Raw genomic sequence first — 18,829 nt, forward strand, 5'->3', positions numbered from 1 at the left:
GCAGACCGTGCAAACCCTGCAAAACTTACCGCCTCTATAATGTAATTGCAAAATTTAATTACAAACTTATTCTCATCTCGCTTAAGCACGAGGATGATGCTGTTGATAAACCGAACGCAAACGCTGGTTTGCGATATGAGTATATATTTGGGTAGTAGATAGGTCGCTATGTCCTAATAACATCTGCACCACTCTTAAATCTGCACCGTGATTTAATAGGTGAGTAGCAAAAGCATGACGCAGTGTATGGGGGGATATATCACTCGCAATCCCCGCTAAACTCGCATAACGCTTGATTCGATGCCAAAAGGTCTGCCTAGTCATTTGACGACCACGTGAGCTAGGAAACAATACATCACTCTCGCTATTGAGAAGCATCGGCCTAGCCTGACGTAGATATTGCTCTATGCTGTCCACAGCTTGCTCGCCTAAAGGGACTAAACGCTCTTTGCCCCCCTTACCGATGACTCTCACTAAGCCCTGACGTAAGCTTACTTGCTCCATTTGCAAACTCACCAATTCTGTTACCCTAAGACCGGTAGCATACAGCACTTCCAACATCGCTAAATCTCGATGCTGGATCGGGTCTTCAATCTGCGGCTCAGCCAATAAGGCATCAACTTCAGCTTCGCTTAATGTGCCCGGTAACTTTTTCTCTAATTTGGGCTGGGTCAATAAAGCAGTCGGATCATCAGCCCTAAATTGCTGCTGTACTAGAAATCGATAAAAACGTCGTAAGCTTGAAAGCTGCCTAGCCGCTGTGCTTGTTTTTTGGCCGAGTTCATAGCGTGAGGCAATAAAACTCTGCAGTTCTATGGCTGTTGCCAGCTCAAGCTTAATATCTTTCAGGGCTAAGAAACTGGCTAATTGTTGCAAATCATTACGGTAAGAATTCAGGGTATTGTCAGCGAGACCATGTTCAAACCACAATTGTTCTATAAAGCGATCGACATGGATGCTAGAGCCGTCACTTATCTGTTTATTTGGCATATTGTTCCACTGTAAGCCTGAGCAACACAGCCTGTATATTGGTGTTAGTTAAGGCTTTTGGTACACTGCCCGCGAAATTTATCAACCCTAAAGGATGTTTAACCATGCGTATTGGCCTTTTCTATGGTTCTTCTACCTGCTACACCGAGATAGTGGCCGAAAAAATTCAGGCTGAATTTGGCGAAGACCAGGTCGACATGTTTAACATCAAAGACTGCGATATAAATAAAATGTCCGAGTATTCGCTACTGATTCTTGGGATCTCCACATGGGATTATGGCGAATTACAAGAAGATTGGGAAGCAGTCTGGGATAACCTAGAAAGTCTTGATTTAAAAAATAAAACCATTGCTCTGTTCGGTTTGGGTGACCAAGTGGGTTATAGCGAGTGGTTTTTAGATGCCATGGGCATGCTGTTCGAACAGCTCGCGCCCTCAGGGGCCAACTTTATCGGTTTCTGGCCTAATCAAGGGTATGAGTTTGAAGCCTCTAAAGCGCTAACCGAAGACGGTGAATTTTTTTACGGTTTAGCCATAGATGACGAAAACCAATATGACGCCAGTGATAGTCGTATTCAACGTTGGTGTGAACAAATACGCTTAGAGCTAAAGCAACTCGGTGTTAACTAACGCTCTTTCACAATATAGCCGCCCAATAAATGCGGCTATATTGTCTTTCAGTAGCTTAAGCTGTTTCGACTACCTGCTCTTTTACTGGGCGTGCTAGAACACTAACAATTACCGCCGCTAAGGTTGGTAGCAGCCATGCAAAGCCTTGCGAGAACCCAGGCAAAATATTAAACGCGTCCATGTCCACACCTGCGGCTTTAATCGCATCTAACAAACCAAACGCTGCAGCTACCCCCACGATTAATCGCGCTGACATCTCTGGACGTTTAAACAAAGACACCATCAAATTAAACGCAATCAACGCAACCGCCACTGGGTATATACCAATAAGAATAGGAATAGACACTACCAGCAATTGCGTTAAACCGATATTAGCAACCAATGCGCAACATGCAGCGGTAACAATAGCCGTCACTTTGTAAGATAGCTTAAAGTTATTATTAACATAGGTTGAGAACGATGAAATACCGCCAATTGCCGTGGTAAAACAGGCTAAACCAACCACGGTTGATAACAACAATTGGCCTTTAGGCCCAAACAAAAAGCCAACATAAGCGACGATAATTTCACCACCATTGTTCGCTTCGGGTGCGACCCCTGTCGCCGTAGCACCTAGGTAAAACAACACCACGTAGAATAACGTTAAGCCAGTGGCCGCAATTAAACTGGCTTTAACTAAATAGCCAAACTGCTCAGCTTTTCCGGTAACACCTTTACTATTTAGGGCGTCAATCATCAACACCCCGAACATCAAGGCTGCTAAGGCATCCATAGTGTTGTAACCATCAATGAAACCTTGACCAAATGGCATTGAGGCAAAGTTTTGCTGAGCTGGCGCTATTTCTGCAAAAGGTTGCTTAAAAACCGCAAAACCTATGGCTGCAATACACATCACCAATAAAGGAGTAATCACCTTACCCACACTGTCTATCAGGCCACCACGGCGTAAGATAAAAAACAAAGCTGCAGAGAAGTAAAACAGTGAATACCCGATTAGCGTTAACTGGTTTGCATTCTCCACTAACGGCACTAAACCCAGCTCATAAGCGACCAAACAGGTTCGGGGAATACCAAACATAGGTACTAACACCAGGTAAATGGCGAGTGCGATGGCATTAGCCGCTTTACTCGGCAAATAACGCCCTAATTCAACAATACCACCACCCGCTTTAGCGATAGCCAGTAAACCCAGTAGTGGTAAGCCTACAGCGGTAACCAAAAAACCTAACATAGACACTAACAGGTTATCACCTGCTAACATCCCAGCCATAGGTGGAAATATCAAATTGCCTGCGCCTAAAAAGAAGGCAAATACCATCATCCCTAAACTAATTGTATTCCATGATCCAAGCGCTTTGGTCATGTGTTTTCCCCGTTGTAGTTTGCTATCGATTATAATTTTAAGCGAAGCAGTATATAGCACGAGATATAAACAATAAACCAGAACATTAGGCTACATTAACGGCAATTGATCCAACTCAACAACCAAATAACCTACATTTTTAAATATAATTCACCACAAAGATTAACGTACTGCGATGAGTAGCGTTTATCTTCTTGATAGATAAGGATTTGCTCGACAACAGCTATCGCTTTACTGTTACGAGACAACAGCAGAAGATTACGGATCGGCGCTTTACCCATAACCGAACTTACCACGCCTTGCCGCTCAAGATACCACTGGTGACTTTCTGCACAAAGCAACCAGCGGGCAGCAACATCACAAGGCAATACCAAGGCAATATGGGTGTCGTTATGCGACAAGCTTTCAGCGGCCGCAAAAAACTGTTGCGCATTCAACTCACCACTATGGCGAGCCAATTGCCGCTTTTTGTCAAATTCTTGCCCTGCAGGAAAATAGGGGGGGTTAGACACGATAAGATCATAGGCATAACTGGGCTTGAATAACTGCATACTTTGTTGGCGTACCATCACTTTATTCGGCCATGGGCTATGTTTAACATTCTGTTGCGCCTGCCGGCAAGCATCTGCTTCAATGTCAATCGCGTCAATCTGCACGCTATCCTTAGTACGCTGAGCCAAAATTAAACTGATCAGGCCTGTGCCCGTTCCCACGTCCAAAATTAGCGAGGCTGCTTCCATAGGCAACCAAGCCGCTAATAAGATCCCGTCGGTTCCCACTTTCATGGCACACTGATCATGTGCTACATGAAACTGCTTAAAAGTGAAGCCTGAACGTTGTTTATGCATGATCACTTCTTGCTTGCCTCTGTTTGGCGCTATACTATGCCGCGAATGTAAATGACCCGCGCTTTTGATTCAAGTCGATGGCGCCTCACAAATTGGTAGATTTTCTAATGACCTTTGAAGACCTCGACCTAGACTCTCAAATTTTACAAGCTGTTAGCGAGATGGGCTTAACTAAAGCCACATTGATCCAGCAGCAAACGATCCCTGCGATGCTAGACGGTCGAGATGTATTAGCCAGTGCCGCAACCGGTACCGGCAAAACCTTGGCTTTTTTATTGCCGGCAATCCAACACTTATTGGATTACCCACGCCGCAAAGCTGGACCAGGTAGAGTACTCATATTAACCCCGACTCGTGAATTAGCGATGCAAGTCGCCGAGCAAGCTCGTCTAGCCACCGCCCATACTAACCTTACCACTATCGATATCACCGGTGGGGTCAAATACGATGTGCATGCTGAACAACTCAAAAGCAATATCGACATTGTGATTGCGACCCCTGGTCGTTTAATGGAATACATCACCTACAAAGTGTTCGATTGCCAAGCTATCGAAGTATTGATCCTTGACGAAGCCGATCGCATGTTAGACATGGGTTTTATTAAAGACATGGAAACCATCAGTGATGCCACCAGCGAACGTGGGCAAACAGCGTTGTTTTCTGCCACTTTGGAAGGCGCCGGTTTATTGCGTTTTGCCGAGAAGGTAATGCAAGAACCACAACAGATTGAAATAAACTCTCCACGTAGCGAGCGAGCAAAAATTCATCAATTAGTGCATTTTTGTGATGATGCTGAGCACAAGTATCAATTGCTTCGCCACTATTTACTGCATGAAGATATTGAACGCTGTGTCGTATTTGTAAAAACTCGCGAGCGCTTATACGCCCTTGCAGAACGTTTACAAAGTGATGATGTAAAGGCTTCATACTTACGCGGCGAAATGGCGCAAGATAAACGTAACCAAGCCATGCAGGCATTTAGAGACGGTGACGTAAAGTTTCTCATTGCCACTGACGTTGCCGCACGAGGCTTAGACGTTCCAGAAATTAGTCATGTCTTTAACTACGACCTTCCGCGCACCCCCGATGTATACGTACACCGTATCGGTCGTACCGCTCGTGCAGGACGTAAAGGAATAGCAATTAACCTAGTGGAAGCCCATGACATGGGGGCATTAGCTAAGGCTGAACGTTATACCGAAGAACCCATTAAACGCAGAGTAATTGACAGCTTGCGCCCTACTAACAAAATTTCAGCTGCGCCCGCTAAGAAGAAGAAACCTAAAACCGTGGTGGATAAGAAGCTCGCTAAAAAGCGCGCTAAAGGTCGCGCTAAGAAACTGGCTAAAAAAGCCAAGAAGTAACCTTGTTTTAATGGCGATCACTCAGTAACAAAAAGCCACGCAATGCGTGGCTTTTTTTATGGTAATGGCTTAATTAGTTATAAACCCGAACTTCAACCCTACGGTTATGGGCGCGTCCTTCTTCGGTCGCGTTGCTAGCTGCAGGTGCTGCTTCGCCTTTACCTTCTTCTACCGCACGGTCGGCTGTTACACCTGCGGCCAACAAAGCATCAGCTACGTTGTCTGCACGACGTACACTTAATGCCATATTGTATTCGTCATTACCGATATTGTCGGTATAACCAACAGCGTCGATAGTTAACTCATTAGCAATAATGGTTTTAGCAATACACTCAACCTTTTGTTGCTCTTCTGCGTCGTATTCATCTTTGTTAAAGCCAAACAAAATGTGCTCAAAACCAACCACTTGGTTGTCTTCAACCATCACGTATTGCTCACAAGATTCTGGAATAAGTACTGCTGCTGCAACTGCAACCACTACTACTTCTTCCACCATCACTTCTTCGACAACAACCACTTCTTCAACGATCTCACAACCGCGCTCATCCACCACAGCCCCAGCTGGAGTATCAGGACACTCGTCTTGGCTATTAGCTACGCCGTCACCGTCTTTGTCGGGATTTGCACAAAACATCGCGCCGACAATACCGCCACCAACAGCCCCTGCGCCGCCAGCAACGATACCACCAAACCCTGCGCCAATAGCAGGGCACAATATTCCAGCATCCCCTTCTGGCGCGTTTGAACAACCCGATAAGGCTGCTGCGCCAACCAATGTTACAACCAATGCAATCTTATTTTTCATACTATCTCCGTATGGCCTTAATGCGACATTCATGTCACTACGTTGAGAAAAATAAGCCAGTCTTTACCCTTTCATACCACTCTTTGGCGGTTATAAAGCTGATTTTGGCAGGCCTTGGCGTAAATCACAAGTGAATCAATTATTAAGTGTAATCAATTCACTTGCTGAGGATATGTAAACAGGTAGTAAAAACTAGGCTGGTTAAGCGTTAACTTGGTCACGTAAAAACACTAAGTTTGTCGCATTAGAGCTGACTTCGTCGAAATAGTAACCATCGGAATCAAACGCACAAAGTTGCTCGAGATTAGACACTTTATTATCAAACATATAGCGCGCCATTAGTCCGCGAGCCTTCTTTGCATAAAAGCTAATAATCTTATATTGACCATTTTTTTGATCTTTAAAAATGGGGGTGATAACACTGCCGTTTAACCGTTTAGGCTTCACCGCCTTAAAATATTCATTCGATGCTAGATTAACCAATACATTATCACCTTGTTCAGCTAAGGCTTGATTCAGCTGCTCGGTAATAATGTCACCCCAGAATTGGTACAAGTTATTGCCTCGGGCGTTGCCTAGTTTAATTCCCATTTCCAGCCGATAAGCCATCATTAAATCTAAGGGTTTTAGCAAACCATACAAGCCCGACAAAATACGTAAATGTTGTTGCGCGTAATCCAATTGCTGAGCGCTTAAACTACTGGCATCTAACCCCGTATAGACATCACCTTTAAAAGCAAAAATAGCTTGGCGGGCATACTCTTCTGGCAATTCAGCAGACCAATCAGCAAAGCGCGCGGCGTTTAAGCCTGCTAATTTATCACTGATTTTCATTAAGCTGGCTATATCTGCTGGGCTCAACTGTCGAGCCACATCAATTAACTCGGCGCTATGCTCTATCAGGCTTGGCCGAGTATGCTTATGGCTGGGCAACTCGGAACTAAAATCGAGAGTTTTAGCTGGTGAAATAACCGCTAACATAATGCTCCTTTACTTTATGCATTTAAAAATCGACGGTAACACCGTCTAACATACCACTGTCTAAACTATTCGATTTATCGGTGCCATGCAATTTAATCAATAGACGTAAATCGTTAGGAGAATCAGCATGCGCAATCGCCTCGGCGTAACCGATCACACTGGACTCATATAGCTCAAATAAGCTTTGGTCAAAAGTTAACATCCCTTGCTCACGAGACTTCGTCATCAGCTCTTTGAGTTTATGCATTTCACCTTTACGGATCAGGTCAGCCGCTAAGGGGGTATTAAGCAAAATTTCAAATACGCCGCGTCGACTACTGCCATCTCTTGTTGGCACTAATTGCTGCGCCACAATTGCCCGCAAGTTAAACGACAAATCGAAACACAACTGGCGATGCCGCTCTTCTGGTACTAAGTGCATGATCCTATCTAAAGCTTGGTTAGCATTGTTGGCGTGCAGCGTCGCCATACAAAGGTGACCAGTTTCAGAGAACTGTAAGGCGAACTCCATGGTTTCGCGGGTACGAATTTCGCCAATTAGAATCACATCAGGAGCCTGACGCAGTGAGTTCTTTAAGGCCTCTTCAAACGAAGGGGTATCGATGCCTACTTCGCGCTGATTAACAATACAACCAGCGTGTTTGTGCATAAATTCTACCGGATCTTCAATGGTGAGAATATGGCCGCTAGAATTATGGTTGCGATAATCAATCATACTGGCCTGAGTGGTAGACTTACCTGCCCCCGTTGCCCCCACAAACAAAATTAAGCCACGCTTAGACAAGCCAACTTCTTTAAGAATCGGCGGCAATTGCAACTGCTCAAAACTGGGAATATTTGTCTCAATACGGCGAATCACCATGCTTGGCTGTTCACGTTGATAAAATGCACTCACCCGGTAGCGGCCTAAGCCTTTGCGCGCGATAGCAAAGTTGGCCTCTCGACCATGTTCAAAAGCCTCAAGCTGAGCAGGAGTACGAATAGTCGCCAACATCGCCATCACATGCTCAGGCATGAGTTTTTGTTCATTTAACGGGGTTAAGCGGCCACTCACTTTTGCACTCGGCGGGACCCCCACAGAAAGATACAAATCTGATGCTTTGCGCTCTGACATATCGCTTAATAGATCATCGAGTAACATAGCTCCTCCTAAAAATTGTTGGGATCAGCGGCTTTAGTTTTAGCGTCTTCATAAGACACCATGCCTTGGTTTACCAACTCTTTAAGATTTTGATCAAGGGTTTGCATACCATGCGCCATACCAGTTTGAATGACAGAGTACATTTGCGCCACTTTATCTTCGCGGATTAAGTTACGAATAGCCGGAATACCAATCATTATTTCATGTGCGGCCACTCGCCCACCGCCAAGCTTTTTAAGTAAAGTTTGGGCGATTACTGCGCGTAATGACTCTGACAACATAGAACGAACCATGTCTTTTTCTGCCGCTGGAAATACATCGATAACACGGTCAATGGTTTTAGCTGCTGAGGTGGTGTGCAAGGTGCCAAATACTAAGTGACCCGTTTCAGCTGCGGTTAGTGCTAAACGAATGGTTTCTAAGTCACGTAATTCACCCACCAGAATAATATCGGGATCTTCACGCAGTGCCGAACGCAATGCGTTATTAAAGCTATGGGTGTCTCGGTGAACTTCCCGTTGGTTGATCAAGCAGTTTTTGTTTTTGTGAACAAATTCTATCGGGTCTTCAATGGTAAGAATATGCTCATGGCGCTGCTCGTTAATGTAATCGATCATTGCCGCTAGCGTGGTTGATTTACCCGAACCCGTAGGCCCTGTCACCAATACCAAGCCACGAGGATGCTCAGATATTGTGCGAAAGATCGCAGGCGCGCCCAACTGATCCAAGGTCAATACTTCTGAAGGAATCGTCCTGAATACCGCTGCTGCACCACGGTTCTGTTGGAAGGCGTTAACCCTGAAGCGAGCAATACTTGGAACCTCAAACGAGAAATCGATTTCTAAGTTCTCTTCATACTCTTTTCGCTGTTTGTCGTTCATAATGTCATAAATCAAACTATGAACTTGTTTATGTTCAAGCGCAGGTAAGTTTATTTTTCTAACTTCACCATCAACTCGAATCATTGGCGGTAATTCAGCTGATAGGTGTAGATCTGACGCGTTATGTTTTACACTAAAGGCCAGTAATTCGGTAACATCCATTTATTCAATTCCTCGACGTTGAGACTATGAGCAGTATTACCCAAGCACTTCAATTTGTTAACCACGAAATTCAGCAAGCGTTAGATAAAGCACATCGTCCGGCTAATGCTGTTGCATTATTGGCCGTTAGTAAAACTAAACCTCTGTCAGATATTGGATTAGCTTATCAAGCTGGCCAGCGTTTATTTGGTGAAAACTATGTGCAAGAAGGTGTAGATAAAATTGTCGAAAGTCGTCAGCAAGACTGGCTAAATGACCCCATAGAATGGCACTTTATTGGCCCACTACAATCCAATAAAACACGTTTGGTTGCAGAGAATTTTGCTTGGTTACAAACCTTAGACCGTGCCAAGATAGCGGATCGTTTAAATCAACAACGACCAGCGGGTATGCCCCCGCTACAAGTATGCCTACAAGTTAATGTTAGCCAAGAGTCGACAAAATCAGGGCTTAGCCTCGACCAAGTTGACGAGCTCGCCGCGCACGTGGCGCAACAACCCAACCTTTGCTTACGAGGCTTAATGGCTATTCCGCAACAGGTAGAAAATAATCAACAGTTAGAGACGCAATTTGCCGCGATGGCTAAAAAGTTTTCTCAACTGCAACAGCAATATGCTAGTGTCGATACCCTTTCCATGGGCATGAGTGGCGACATGAATACCGCAATTAATCATGGCAGCACCATGGTACGAGTCGGTAGCGCTATATTTGGCCAACGTAGCTAAATAAATAACAAAGGAATACCAACATGACAGCTCGAATTGCGTTTATCGGTGGCGGCAACATGGCCAGCAGTTTAATTGGCGGCCTAATCGCTAACGGCGCAAGTGCTAGCAGTATTACCGCTAGCGATCCAAATTCTGAACAACAACAAAAACTACAACAGCAATTTGGTGTAAATGTCACTGGAGATAATAGTCAGGCTATTGAGCAAAGTGATCTCATTGTATTAGCCGTAAAGCCTCAGTTGATGGCTGTGGTATGCCAAGCCATCGCCGAGCAAGCTACAGACTTAAGTGACAAGTTATTCGTATCGATTGCTGCTGGCATTAGTGTACAGCGCTTAAAAGGTCTGCTCGGTGAACAGGTATCGATTGTGCGTACTATGCCAAATACCCCCGCGTTAGTGGGCCGAGGTATGACTGGTTTATATGCTCCAAGTGATGTTAGCGCTGAGCAAAGCCAGGCTGCTGAACAGTTGATGCAAGCCGTGGGTGAAACCTGCTGGGTAAAACAAGAAGATGAAATAAATCATATCATTGCAGCAGCAGGCAGCGCGCCGGCTTACTTTTTCTTGTTTATGGAAGCCATGCAGCAACACGCAGAGCGCTTAGGTTTTAGCCCCGAGCAAGCGCGGATGTTGGTGCAACAATCCGCTTTAGGCAGTGCCGAGCTCGTTGCAGCTAATCCAGACCTTGATTTAGCGACACTGCGGGCCAATGTTACTTCTAAGGGAGGAACAACTGCTGAAGCAATTCGAGTATTTGAAGAACAAGGTTTACGTACTATTGTGACTAACGCCATGGACGCCGCCATTGAACGCGGTAAAGAAATGGAAAGTTTATTTTAATAAGTTTTGAGGAAGTTATGCAAGCGTTTGAATTTCTTATAAAAACAGTTTTTGACCTGTATTTAATAGTCGTATTGCTACGGGTTTGGTTACAATTAGCTCGCGCTGATTTTTACAACCCTCTTAGTCAGTTTGTAGTAAAAGCGACTAATCCTTTGGTGGTGCCATTACGCCGCATTATTCCTGGCTTTGCAGGTGTTGATTGGGCAGCGGTGGTGATTGCTTTATTGGTGGTGGCTGCAAAATGGGCAATATTAATGCTGATGACCGGCGGCATAGATGTACCCACCTTAGCTATTCTAGCAGTGGTAAATATGTTTAAAGAAGCTGGCATGATGGTATTTTGGGTACTCTTACTGCGGGCCATTCTTAGTTGGGTAAGCCAAGGGCGGAGCCCGGTTGAATATGTACTGGGTCAGTTAACCGAACCGATGTTGGCACCTATTAGAAAAATTCTACCTTCATTAGGCGGTCTCGACTTATCGGTATTGGTATTGTTTATTGCCCTTAATTTTTTAAATATATTATTAAGCGGCTGGATTCCATTTTGGCAGATGTTATAAATGCCCGCGGTCAGTCAAGATGGCGTAAACCTGCTATTACAGGTTTACGTGCAACCTAAGGCTAGCCGTGACAGTATTATAGGCTTGCATGGCGAAGCGCTAAAAATCGCCATTACCGCGCCTCCTATTGACGGTAAAGCCAATCAACATTTAATTAAATATTTAGCCAAGCAATGTAAAGTGGCTAAATCACACGTCGAAATTGTTCGCGGTGAGCTTGGCCGTCACAAAACAGTGAGCATCACCAACCCAACGACAATACCAGAGATTATTGCGGCTTTGTTGTAAGGATTGTTGACTAAAGTCTTTCTATACTAAAACCACATTTGTTTAAAAGGTCACCACTATGAGTAAGTTTTTGCTAATAAGCTTAATCTCTAGCTTGATGTTATTTACCCTACCCAGTCATGCAGAGCAAAAAGCCATTTTAGGTGATTATGAAGTGCATTATGTCGCTTTTAACTCTACCTTTATCCCTGCTGAAGTGGCCAAAATTTATGGTCTACAGCGTAGCCGTTATAACGGCTTGATTAATATTTCAGTGTTAGACAGCAAGTCAGCAGATAAAAACGCGGTTGCGGTAAAAATCTCCGGAACCGCACGTAACCTAATTGGTAGCCAAAGCGAGTTAGAATTTAAAGAAATTCGTGAAGGCGAGTCGGTTTACTACATCGCACAACTGCGCCATAGCAATGAAGAAACCTTTCGTTTTAAAATCATCATCGATGACGGTAAACGCCAACAAACACTCGAGTTTCAACAAAAGTTTTACGTTGATTAGCACCATAGCGCTTCAATCAGACTAGATCGACTTACTTAGGGCTTATTGCTAACCATTTACTCGCATAGTATATGCCTCATCCGTCAAACCAATCATAGGATCCCTCATGCAAAAAGTTGTACTCGCCACGGGTAACCCAGGCAAAGTAGCCGAATTGTCAGACCTACTTAAGCCTTTGCAAAAACACATCATCGCCCAAAGTGAATTTGCCATTGAGGATGCTGAAGAAACCGGTACAACCTTCGTTGAAAACGCCATTATTAAAGCGCGTCATGCCGCAAAAATTACCGGCTTAGCCGCCATAGCCGATGATTCTGGGTTGGCGGTCGATTACTTAAATGGTGCGCCAGGTTTGTATTCGTCACGCTATGCAGGTAGCGATGCCAGTGACCACGACAACGTGTTAAAGCTACTTGACGCCATGCAAGATGCTCACAAAGAGCAACGTGGTGCAGAGTTTCACTGCGTATTAGTGTATTTGCGCCATGCCGATGACCCCGCACCGCTGATTTGCCATGGCAAATGGCGTGGAACTATCACAGAACAAATCCACGGAGCCGGCGGTTTTGGTTACGATCCGGTGTTTTGGGTTGAACAACACCAAGCTACCTCCGCACAAATAACTAAAATGGAAAAAAATGCTCTCAGCCATCGCGGTAAGGCGCTGCGCCAGTTGCTTGCTCAGATGGAAACCGAGATATGCTAACGCTAAGCCCCGCGCTAAGCCTATATATTCATGTACCGTGGTGTGTACAAAAATGCCCTTATTGTGATTTTAATTCCCATGGCTTAAAACAAGCGCTTCCTGAAACGGCTTACATCCAAGCCTTACTGGCAGACTTAGACGCAGACTTAGCCCGTTTCCCAGCAATGAACGGGCGGGCATTACATAGTATTTTCATTGGCGGAGGCACGCCTAGCCTACTCTCTGCCGACGCCATTGATGACTTACTGCATGGTATCAAACAACGCTTAACGCTTGGCCCACTCACAGAAGTGACGATGGAAGCAAATCCCGGTACCGCAGAAGCAGACCGTTTCGCAGGCTATTTCCAGGCTGGAGTGAATCGCTTATCCATTGGGGTACAGAGCTTTCAGCAGCAACATTTAGCTAAGCTAGGTAGAATTCATAACGGTGATGAAGCGATGCGCGCCTTTGAGTTTGCTCAGCAGGCGGGTTTTAAGCGAATTAATCTCGATTTGATGCATGGACTTCCCAATCAAAGCCTTGAGCAAGCGATGCAAGACTTACAACAAGCTTTTGCTCTTGGGCCTAGCCATTTGTCTTGGTATCAGCTCACTATCGAAGCCAACACGGCCTTTGCCTCTCGCCCACCTAAACTGCCCAATGAAGACTTATTGTGGGATATTTATGAGCAAGGTCATCAGCAACTGCAACAGGCTGGCTTTGATCAGTATGAAGTGTCTGCTTATTGTCGTGAAAATGATCGTTCACAGCACAACCTTAATTATTGGCGTTTTGGCGACTACTTAGGTATTGGTTGTGGTGCTCACGGTAAAATTACTGACTTAACGAATCAGCAATTAATCAGAACTGAGAAGGTAAAACACCCAAAAGGTTACTTAGAAGCAAGCCGTGATTTTATGTTTAAACAGTGGTCTGTCGACGCTGATGATTTGGCTTTTGAATTCTTCTTAAATCGCTTACGCTTATTTGAGGACATTCCTAAGGCTGAGTTTATTGACTTAACGGGCTTAGGCTTGACTGAGCTTGAGCAATCACTAAGTGATGCTAAACAGCAGGGTCTACTAACTGACAATCTTGACCACTGGCAGGTTACAAAAAAAGGCCGTTTATTTCTAAACGACCTCCTTAATTGTTTTACGGATTAAGCTTACGCTTTACGGGCGAAAATTAAATCCCATACACCGTGGCCTAATCGATGGCCGCGGTTTTCAAATTTAGTCAGTGGGCGCCAGTCAGGGCGTGGCACATAGTCGTTCGTTTCAGAAGTATTGCTATAGCCTGGCGCTGCTTGCATTACTTCAAGCATGTGCTCTGCGTAATTTTCCCAATCTGTTGCCATATGGAATACACCACCAATCTTTAGTTTTTTGCGCAATACGTCAACAAACTCAAGCTGAACAATACGGCGCTTGTGGTGGCGAGATTTATGCCATGGGTCAGGAAAGAACAATTGCACGGTGTCTAAACTGTTATCAGGAATGCTATCGTTTAAAATTTCAACCGCATCGTGCTCAAATACCCGTAGGTTTTTAATCTCTGCGTCAATCGCATCGGCCATACAAGCGCCCACACCTGGGCGGTGAACTTCAATCCCAATAAAATTAGTCTCTGGGGCATTTTTTGCCATTTCGACTAAAGATGCACCCATACCAAAACCAATCTCTAATACCGTTTTAGCATCACGGCCAAACACTTGCTCGAGCGAATAATTGGTTTTTTGATAATCTAAGCCTAAGCTTGGCCAAAACTCGGTCAACGCGTTTTCTTGGCGCTTAGTTAAGCGACCTTCGCGTTTTACAAAGCTACGAATTTTGCGAAGTCGTTTGTCTTCGACTTGCTCTTGAGAGGCCTCAGGAGATGAATTTTGGTCTTGCTCGCTCATGATAATTCCAGACTAGATTTTGCAGGGACATTCTAAATGTAGAACAGGGCTGGCATTATCCAAAGTTCTGACATTTGTGCAAGCTTTGCACGCCAAAGCGTGAGAAGTTTTCTGTTAACGCTGCTCGGGTAAGATGCCAGCCAAGCGCTTTATTAAGGCTTGCTGACTTGCAGAGTTGACCGGTTTAAACACCATCGCTGAGCTGGCTGGGTAATTTTCCACGTTATTGCCATTTACCCAATCGTGCTTAGGCCGAATTGGCCGAGAACAAAAGCCGCTGCCACAATTAGGGCAAACATTATGTAATACCTGCTCGACACAATCTACGCAAAAAGTACATTCAAAAGCGCAGATCATCGCATTAGTCGCATTGGTAGCTAAGTCTGTTTTACAGTGCTCACAACAAGGGCGTAATTCCAGCATAAATACTCCGATTTGTTACCTAATATCTATAATAAAACAATAAACGGATCATTATACAATCAAAGGGAGGTTCAAGGAGTGAGAATTAATAGCTGGAGCCAGCAAGCTTTTACTCTCATTGAGCTGGTTATGGTGATGATTATTCTAGCCGTGTTGGCTGTGGTAGTTGCGCCCAAATTTATTAACTTAAAAACCGATAGTAAAACGGCCATTCTGGAATCCCTTGGGGGGGCAATGCAGGAAGGTTTAAGGCTGGTCTATATTCAGTCAGCCTTAGAAAACAAAACGACGGGCAATACTGAAATCACCTACCTTGGTCACCCTTTGCCGATATACAACGGTTACCCCGCGGTAGATGGTGGCGATAGTTTTGAAGAACTCAATCAACAGGTGCAAGCTTGGCTAGATATTGACTCAGTGGCGCTAACCACCATCATAGCAGATAACGATGCAGCCCCATTTTTTGTTGATAAATCTACCGCACTTAACCGTATCTACATTTTTTACTCTGAGGATTTAGCCGACAAAAGTGTTTTTTTTAATTGCCATGCGCTTTACACCAATCAAGAAAATGGCAGCGGCCCTTCGGTCACCATTAAAACCAGTGATTGTTAAACTGAGTTTGCACTTCTCCCCGCTAGGCGATTGAACTACACTAAACGCAACACCATTAAGGAAACAAACATGAAATCAAAACCCTCTTCACGAGTATTTCACGAACAGCAATTTCATGATGGTGACGCCCCCGCTTATCAAGGTGACGGGCAGAGTTTTAAGCAAGCTAAAAATATGGCCTCTGTGGTTTACCAACCAGCCCATTTAAACCCTGAGGCACCCAATGATATGCAAGGTGAAGGACGTTTAGATGGCACCTGGATATACAGTGAAGAGCCAGACAAAGCAGAAGGCATTTTACACAGCGGTATCGAGCTAGTCATGGATTCAAGTCTCGAGGCGAACGCCAGCATTGGTTTGCATCAGCATATTAACACCGAAGAAGTCTATTACTTACTGAGTGGCGAATTACACATCACCTTAGTCGATGGCAAAGAGCAGCAAACCGAGCGTTTGCAAGTTGGCGACTCCCATTGCATTCATCCAGGACAAAGCCATTTTGTAAAAGCGGGAGCTAAAGGCGCTCGCTTTATTGTGGTTGCAGCAAAAGCCAACACGTAGAGATAAACCAGTGGTAGCAAATGATAACAAGTATCAGATTAACTCAGCGGCGATTATTGGCTGTAATTGGGGCTTGGTGCATTTAGGCGCTCTGCGTAACAGCAATATTGACGTCAGCGCCATTGTCGATTTAGATTTATCTAAAGCTCAACATCTAGCAAAGCAACACAACATAGCCCACGCCTGTAATGACGTTCAGCAAATCCCCACCGTGGATTTGGTGATTGTGGCAAGCCCTGCTGTGACTCACCAAGCCCTTATCCAACATTTTCAGCATTGCGCCATTATTTGCGAGAAGCCATTGCTGGGCTTGAGCCCTTCAACAAGCGATTATACTTGGCCAGAAAGACTTTGGGTGAACTACGCCTTTAGCCATCTTGCCAGCGCTAGATTAGTTGATCGCATTGTCGCTGAACAATCACAACCCGTTCATATAACACTAAGCTCGCAAGTTAATTTGCCGCTTAAATTCACCCTTGAGCAATGGTTTTTAGAAACCTCCAGCCACCCCTTATCTTGGTTATTACATCGCTTTGGCCAGCCAAAGCAAACGCGTAAAACCTCAGATGGGCAACACTTATCGCTGCAACTTGAATGTGCCAACAACCGCATAGATATCGATTTCACTTTGGGTGGAGAACTCGGTATTTTTCATCAAATAGAGATTGCTTTTGGCACTGAAAAACTCTCCGTAGAAGGCGAGTACATTCCTGGGCGACCTTGGCGATTCTCGCCTGTCATGTTAAATAATAAACCACAAAACCAAGGTGAGTTTAGTCAAGCTGATTGCTGGATTGAAGCAAACCAACGCTCTACCGCAATGATGATTGAGCAGTTTCGCGGCCATCTCAGCAAAGCCGAGTTTGTTAAGCTAGGTGGCTTCGATGCAAGCAAAGCGCTTTGGTTAGAGCAGGCCTTGTTCTCCAAACCCAATTAGCCTCACAAAGTTAGCGGTTGTTAATTCAAGCTAAGCGCGTAAAAATAGAACTTACTTCCACTAATTGTTCAATGTGTAAAATATGAAACTCGATAGTAAAGACAAGTTGATACTCGATTTGCTGCAACGAGATGTGAGTATTCCGCTCAATGACATTGCCGAGCGGGTTGGGTTGTCTGCAACCCCTTGCTGGCGAAGGGTCCAAAAACTTGAGCAAGCCGGTTTTATTCGCCACAAAGTAGCGCTGTTAGATCGTAATAAACTTAACTTAGGTGTCACCGTGTTTGTTAGCGTTCGAACTTCACAGCATGATCAACAATGGCTTGATCAATTCAAACAAGCGATTCTAGACATTCCAGAGATCATTGAAGCCCATCGAATGAGCGGCAGTATCGATTACTTGCTGCAAGTGGTAGTGCCTAGCATTAATGATTACGACAAGGTTTACAAAAAGCTGATAGAACGTTTGGCTTTTACCGATGTCAGTTCGGCCTTTTCTATGGAGGTTATGAAATCTACCACCTCCCTACCTACCCATTATTTGAGCTAATATCCCCATCATGAGCAACTATATTCCAGCCTTCTCTGAACGAGTGGTGGATTGGTACCATCGTGCAGGACGCAAACACCTGCCTTGGCAACAAGACAAAACCCCTTATAAGGTGTGGTTGTCTGAAATTATGCTGCAGCAAACTCAAGTCGCCACAGTGATCCCCTATTTTGAACGTTTCATGCAGCGCTTCCCTGACGTAACCAGCCTTGCACAAGCCGATACTGACGAAGTGCTGCACCTCTGGACGGGGTTGGGGTATTACGCACGTGCGCGTAATCTGCACAAAGCAGCACAAACCATTGCCAACGACTATAAGGGCGTATTTCCTGAAAGTATCGAGCAAGTCATTGCCCTACCCGGCATAGGCCGTTCTACCGCTGGCGCGGTGTTATCGCTATCGCTAGGTCAAGAACATGCCATTTTAGATGGTAACGTAAAGCGGGTATTAGCGCGCCACCAAGCCATTGCCGGTTGGCCAGGTAAAAAGCCCGTTGAAAATCAATTATGGGTGCTTGCCGAAGCGAATACTCCCAAGCAGCAAACCACCGCTTATAATCAAGCCATGATGGATTTAGGGGCAATGATATGCACTCGCAGTAAACCACGCTGTGAAGACTGTCCTGTCGCCGAAGATTGCCAAGCACTAAAGCTTCAGCGACAAACCGACTTCCCAGGGAAAAAACCTAAAAAAGTACTCCCTGAAAAACCTGTACAAATGCTAATTTTACACTGGGGTCAGCAATTTTTACTGTATCAACGCCCCATGCAAGGCCTATGGGGCGGCTTATACTGTTTTCCTGAAATAGAGCTAGAAGACAGTATCACTGAATGGTTAAGCCAGCGGAATATGTCCGCTGACGCTATTTATGAATTGGCTCCACTGCGCCACACTTTTAGTCATTACCATTTAGATATTCAAGCTTCTTTAATTGAGCTAAGCGAAGCGCCGACTTTACAAGTAATGGAAGGCAATCAACATCTTTGGTATAACATGCAACAACCGTCGAAAGTCGGCTTAGCCGCAGTTACCGAAAAACTGTTAAACATTGCCGCTAAAGCGCTTTAACTGAA

Annotated in this window: 23 protein-coding genes; 14 read left to right on the forward strand and 9 right to left on the reverse strand. The window is 44.8% G+C overall.

The window, feature by feature from the left end; genetic code table 11:
• Window positions 1-81: 81 nt before the first annotated feature.
• Window positions 82-990, reverse strand: coding sequence for a site-specific tyrosine recombinase XerD (gene xerD, locus M0C34_RS16470; protein ID WP_248712762.1), 909 nt, complete (start codon window positions 988-990; stop codon window positions 82-84).
• A 104-nt stretch (window positions 991-1,094) separates the two neighbouring features.
• On the opposite strand from xerD, the gene fldB reads away from it, so the two are divergent.
• A complete protein-coding gene (fldB, locus tag M0C34_RS16475) occupies window positions 1,095-1,619 on the forward strand; it encodes a flavodoxin FldB (protein ID WP_248712763.1) in 525 nt (174 codons plus the stop codon).
• 55 nt (window positions 1,620-1,674) lie between these two features.
• Here fldB and brnQ read toward each other — a convergent pair whose 3' ends face one another.
• Both brnQ and M0C34_RS16485 read right to left on the reverse strand, forming a co-directional pair.
• Entirely contained in the window at window positions 1,675-2,982 is a 1,308-nt protein-coding gene (brnQ, locus tag M0C34_RS16480) for a branched-chain amino acid transport system II carrier protein (protein ID WP_248712764.1), read from the reverse strand.
• A gap of 131 nt (window positions 2,983-3,113) precedes the next feature.
• Window positions 3,114-3,830: a tRNA1(Val) (adenine(37)-N6)-methyltransferase gene (locus M0C34_RS16485; RefSeq protein ID WP_248712765.1), complete on the reverse strand. Its 717-nt coding sequence runs from the start codon at window positions 3,828-3,830 to the stop codon at window positions 3,114-3,116.
• Between the two features lie 107 nt (window positions 3,831-3,937).
• Between M0C34_RS16485 and srmB the strand changes: the two genes are divergently transcribed.
• Window positions 3,938-5,194 (forward strand): ATP-dependent RNA helicase SrmB, encoded by a 1,257-nt coding sequence (gene srmB / locus M0C34_RS16490; protein WP_248712766.1) that lies wholly within the window; start codon window positions 3,938-3,940, stop codon window positions 5,192-5,194.
• Between the two features lie 73 nt (window positions 5,195-5,267).
• Here the strand turns inward: srmB and M0C34_RS16495 are convergent, their stop codons facing one another.
• From M0C34_RS16495 to M0C34_RS16510, 4 genes are all read right to left on the reverse strand, one after another.
• Window positions 5,268-5,999: an OmpA family protein gene (locus tag M0C34_RS16495; protein WP_248712767.1), complete on the reverse strand. Its 732-nt coding sequence runs from the start codon at window positions 5,997-5,999 to the stop codon at window positions 5,268-5,270.
• 201 nt (window positions 6,000-6,200) lie between these two features.
• Window positions 6,201-6,980: a peroxide stress protein YaaA gene (yaaA, locus tag M0C34_RS16500; RefSeq protein ID WP_248712768.1), complete on the reverse strand. Its 780-nt coding sequence runs from the start codon at window positions 6,978-6,980 to the stop codon at window positions 6,201-6,203.
• 22 nt (window positions 6,981-7,002) lie between these two features.
• Window positions 7,003-8,121: a PilT/PilU family type 4a pilus ATPase gene (locus M0C34_RS16505; protein ID WP_248712769.1), complete on the reverse strand. Its 1,119-nt coding sequence runs from the start codon at window positions 8,119-8,121 to the stop codon at window positions 7,003-7,005.
• 8 nt (window positions 8,122-8,129) lie between these two features.
• Window positions 8,130-9,164, reverse strand: coding sequence for a type IV pilus twitching motility protein PilT (locus tag M0C34_RS16510; protein WP_248712770.1), 1,035 nt, complete (start codon window positions 9,162-9,164; stop codon window positions 8,130-8,132).
• A 26-nt stretch (window positions 9,165-9,190) separates the two neighbouring features.
• Here M0C34_RS16510 and M0C34_RS16515 point away from each other — a divergent pair, with 26 nt between their 5' ends.
• From M0C34_RS16515 to hemW, 7 genes are all read left to right on the forward strand, one after another.
• The gene (locus M0C34_RS16515) at window positions 9,191-9,889 is read left to right on the forward strand and encodes a YggS family pyridoxal phosphate-dependent enzyme (RefSeq protein ID WP_248712771.1); all 699 of its coding nucleotides are present in this window, start codon (window positions 9,191-9,193) and stop codon (window positions 9,887-9,889) included.
• A gap of 23 nt (window positions 9,890-9,912) precedes the next feature.
• Complete coding sequence (gene proC, locus M0C34_RS16520) at window positions 9,913-10,734, forward strand: pyrroline-5-carboxylate reductase (RefSeq protein WP_248712772.1); 822 nt, start codon at window positions 9,913-9,915, stop codon at window positions 10,732-10,734.
• A 17-nt stretch (window positions 10,735-10,751) separates the two neighbouring features.
• Entirely contained in the window at window positions 10,752-11,297 is a 546-nt protein-coding gene (locus tag M0C34_RS16525; protein ID WP_248712773.1) for a YggT family protein, read from the forward strand.
• Window positions 11,298-11,585, forward strand: a complete 288-nt coding sequence (gene yggU, locus M0C34_RS16530; RefSeq protein WP_248712774.1) for a DUF167 family protein YggU — start codon at window positions 11,298-11,300, stop codon at window positions 11,583-11,585.
• Window positions 11,586-11,643: 58 nt separating this feature from the next.
• Window positions 11,644-12,078 carry a DUF4426 domain-containing protein gene (locus M0C34_RS16535; RefSeq protein ID WP_248712775.1) on the forward strand — a complete coding sequence of 145 codons (435 nt, stop codon included), beginning with the start codon at window positions 11,644-11,646 and terminating at the stop codon, window positions 12,076-12,078.
• 106 nt (window positions 12,079-12,184) lie between these two features.
• Window positions 12,185-12,784 carry an RdgB/HAM1 family non-canonical purine NTP pyrophosphatase gene (rdgB, locus tag M0C34_RS16540; RefSeq protein WP_248712776.1) on the forward strand — a complete coding sequence of 200 codons (600 nt, stop codon included), beginning with the start codon at window positions 12,185-12,187 and terminating at the stop codon, window positions 12,782-12,784.
• On the forward strand, window positions 12,778-13,932 hold the full coding sequence (gene hemW, locus M0C34_RS16545) for a radical SAM family heme chaperone HemW (protein WP_248712777.1): 1,155 nt from the start codon (window positions 12,778-12,780) through the stop codon (window positions 13,930-13,932). The genes rdgB and hemW overlap by 7 nt, the downstream gene beginning before the upstream one ends.
• A gap of 2 nt (window positions 13,933-13,934) precedes the next feature.
• Here hemW and trmB read toward each other — a convergent pair whose 3' ends face one another.
• Together trmB and M0C34_RS16555 are read right to left on the reverse strand one after the other, a co-directional pair.
• Complete coding sequence (trmB, locus tag M0C34_RS16550; protein WP_248712778.1) at window positions 13,935-14,669, reverse strand: tRNA (guanosine(46)-N7)-methyltransferase TrmB; 735 nt, start codon at window positions 14,667-14,669, stop codon at window positions 13,935-13,937.
• 114 nt (window positions 14,670-14,783) lie between these two features.
• Window positions 14,784-15,092 carry a DUF1272 domain-containing protein gene (locus M0C34_RS16555; RefSeq protein WP_248712779.1) on the reverse strand — a complete coding sequence of 103 codons (309 nt, stop codon included), beginning with the start codon at window positions 15,090-15,092 and terminating at the stop codon, window positions 14,784-14,786.
• Between the two features lie 78 nt (window positions 15,093-15,170).
• Between M0C34_RS16555 and M0C34_RS16560 the strand changes: the two genes are divergently transcribed.
• From M0C34_RS16560 to mutY, 5 genes are all read left to right on the forward strand, one after another.
• Entirely contained in the window at window positions 15,171-15,707 is a 537-nt protein-coding gene (locus M0C34_RS16560; RefSeq protein WP_305883135.1) for a type II secretion system protein, read from the forward strand.
• A 69-nt stretch (window positions 15,708-15,776) separates the two neighbouring features.
• Entirely contained in the window at window positions 15,777-16,268 is a 492-nt protein-coding gene (locus tag M0C34_RS16565; RefSeq protein WP_248712780.1) for a cupin domain-containing protein, read from the forward strand.
• Entirely contained in the window at window positions 16,240-17,205 is a 966-nt protein-coding gene (locus M0C34_RS16570) for a Gfo/Idh/MocA family oxidoreductase (protein ID WP_248712781.1), read from the forward strand. The genes M0C34_RS16565 and M0C34_RS16570 overlap by 29 nt, the downstream gene beginning before the upstream one ends.
• Before the next feature lie 82 nt (window positions 17,206-17,287).
• A complete protein-coding gene (locus M0C34_RS16575; protein ID WP_248712782.1) occupies window positions 17,288-17,755 on the forward strand; it encodes an Lrp/AsnC family transcriptional regulator in 468 nt (155 codons plus the stop codon).
• Between the two features lie 10 nt (window positions 17,756-17,765).
• Window positions 17,766-18,824, forward strand: a complete 1,059-nt coding sequence (gene mutY, locus M0C34_RS16580) for an A/G-specific adenine glycosylase (protein WP_248712783.1) — start codon at window positions 17,766-17,768, stop codon at window positions 18,822-18,824.
• Window positions 18,825-18,829: the final 5 nt, after the last annotated feature.

Source organism: Agarivorans sp. TSD2052, assembly GCF_023238625.1.
Taxonomy (GTDB): domain Bacteria; phylum Pseudomonadota; class Gammaproteobacteria; order Enterobacterales; family Celerinatantimonadaceae; genus Agarivorans.

Bases quoted from the DNA above. Each gene is read 5' to 3' on its own strand.
- xerD (WP_248712762.1), bottom strand. From the start codon at position 990: ATGCCAAATAAACAGATAAGTGACGGCTCTAGCATCCATGTCGATCGC.
- fldB (WP_248712763.1), top strand. From the start codon at position 1,095: ATGCGTATTGGCCTTTTCTATGGTTCTTCTACCTGCTACACCGAGATA.
- brnQ (WP_248712764.1), bottom strand. From the start codon at position 2,982: ATGACCAAAGCGCTTGGATCATGGAATACAATTAGTTTAGGGATGATG.
- M0C34_RS16485 (WP_248712765.1), bottom strand. From the start codon at position 3,830: ATGCATAAACAACGTTCAGGCTTCACTTTTAAGCAGTTTCATGTAGCA.
- srmB (WP_248712766.1), top strand. From the start codon at position 3,938: ATGACCTTTGAAGACCTCGACCTAGACTCTCAAATTTTACAAGCTGTT.
- M0C34_RS16495 (WP_248712767.1), bottom strand. From the start codon at position 5,999: ATGAAAAATAAGATTGCATTGGTTGTAACATTGGTTGGCGCAGCAGCC.
- yaaA (WP_248712768.1), bottom strand. From the start codon at position 6,980: ATGTTAGCGGTTATTTCACCAGCTAAAACTCTCGATTTTAGTTCCGAG.
- M0C34_RS16505 (WP_248712769.1), bottom strand. From the start codon at position 8,121: ATGTTACTCGATGATCTATTAAGCGATATGTCAGAGCGCAAAGCATCA.
- M0C34_RS16510 (WP_248712770.1), bottom strand. From the start codon at position 9,164: ATGGATGTTACCGAATTACTGGCCTTTAGTGTAAAACATAACGCGTCA.
- M0C34_RS16515 (WP_248712771.1), top strand. From the start codon at position 9,191: ATGAGCAGTATTACCCAAGCACTTCAATTTGTTAACCACGAAATTCAG.
- proC (WP_248712772.1), top strand. From the start codon at position 9,913: ATGACAGCTCGAATTGCGTTTATCGGTGGCGGCAACATGGCCAGCAGT.
- M0C34_RS16525 (WP_248712773.1), top strand. From the start codon at position 10,752: ATGCAAGCGTTTGAATTTCTTATAAAAACAGTTTTTGACCTGTATTTA.
- yggU (WP_248712774.1), top strand. From the start codon at position 11,298: ATGCCCGCGGTCAGTCAAGATGGCGTAAACCTGCTATTACAGGTTTAC.
- M0C34_RS16535 (WP_248712775.1), top strand. From the start codon at position 11,644: ATGAGTAAGTTTTTGCTAATAAGCTTAATCTCTAGCTTGATGTTATTT.
- rdgB (WP_248712776.1), top strand. From the start codon at position 12,185: ATGCAAAAAGTTGTACTCGCCACGGGTAACCCAGGCAAAGTAGCCGAA.
- hemW (WP_248712777.1), top strand. From the start codon at position 12,778: ATGCTAACGCTAAGCCCCGCGCTAAGCCTATATATTCATGTACCGTGG.
- trmB (WP_248712778.1), bottom strand. From the start codon at position 14,669: ATGAGCGAGCAAGACCAAAATTCATCTCCTGAGGCCTCTCAAGAGCAA.
- M0C34_RS16555 (WP_248712779.1), bottom strand. From the start codon at position 15,092: ATGCTGGAATTACGCCCTTGTTGTGAGCACTGTAAAACAGACTTAGCT.
- M0C34_RS16565 (WP_248712780.1), top strand. From the start codon at position 15,777: ATGAAATCAAAACCCTCTTCACGAGTATTTCACGAACAGCAATTTCAT.
- M0C34_RS16575 (WP_248712782.1), top strand. From the start codon at position 17,288: ATGAAACTCGATAGTAAAGACAAGTTGATACTCGATTTGCTGCAACGA.
- mutY (WP_248712783.1), top strand. From the start codon at position 17,766: ATGAGCAACTATATTCCAGCCTTCTCTGAACGAGTGGTGGATTGGTAC.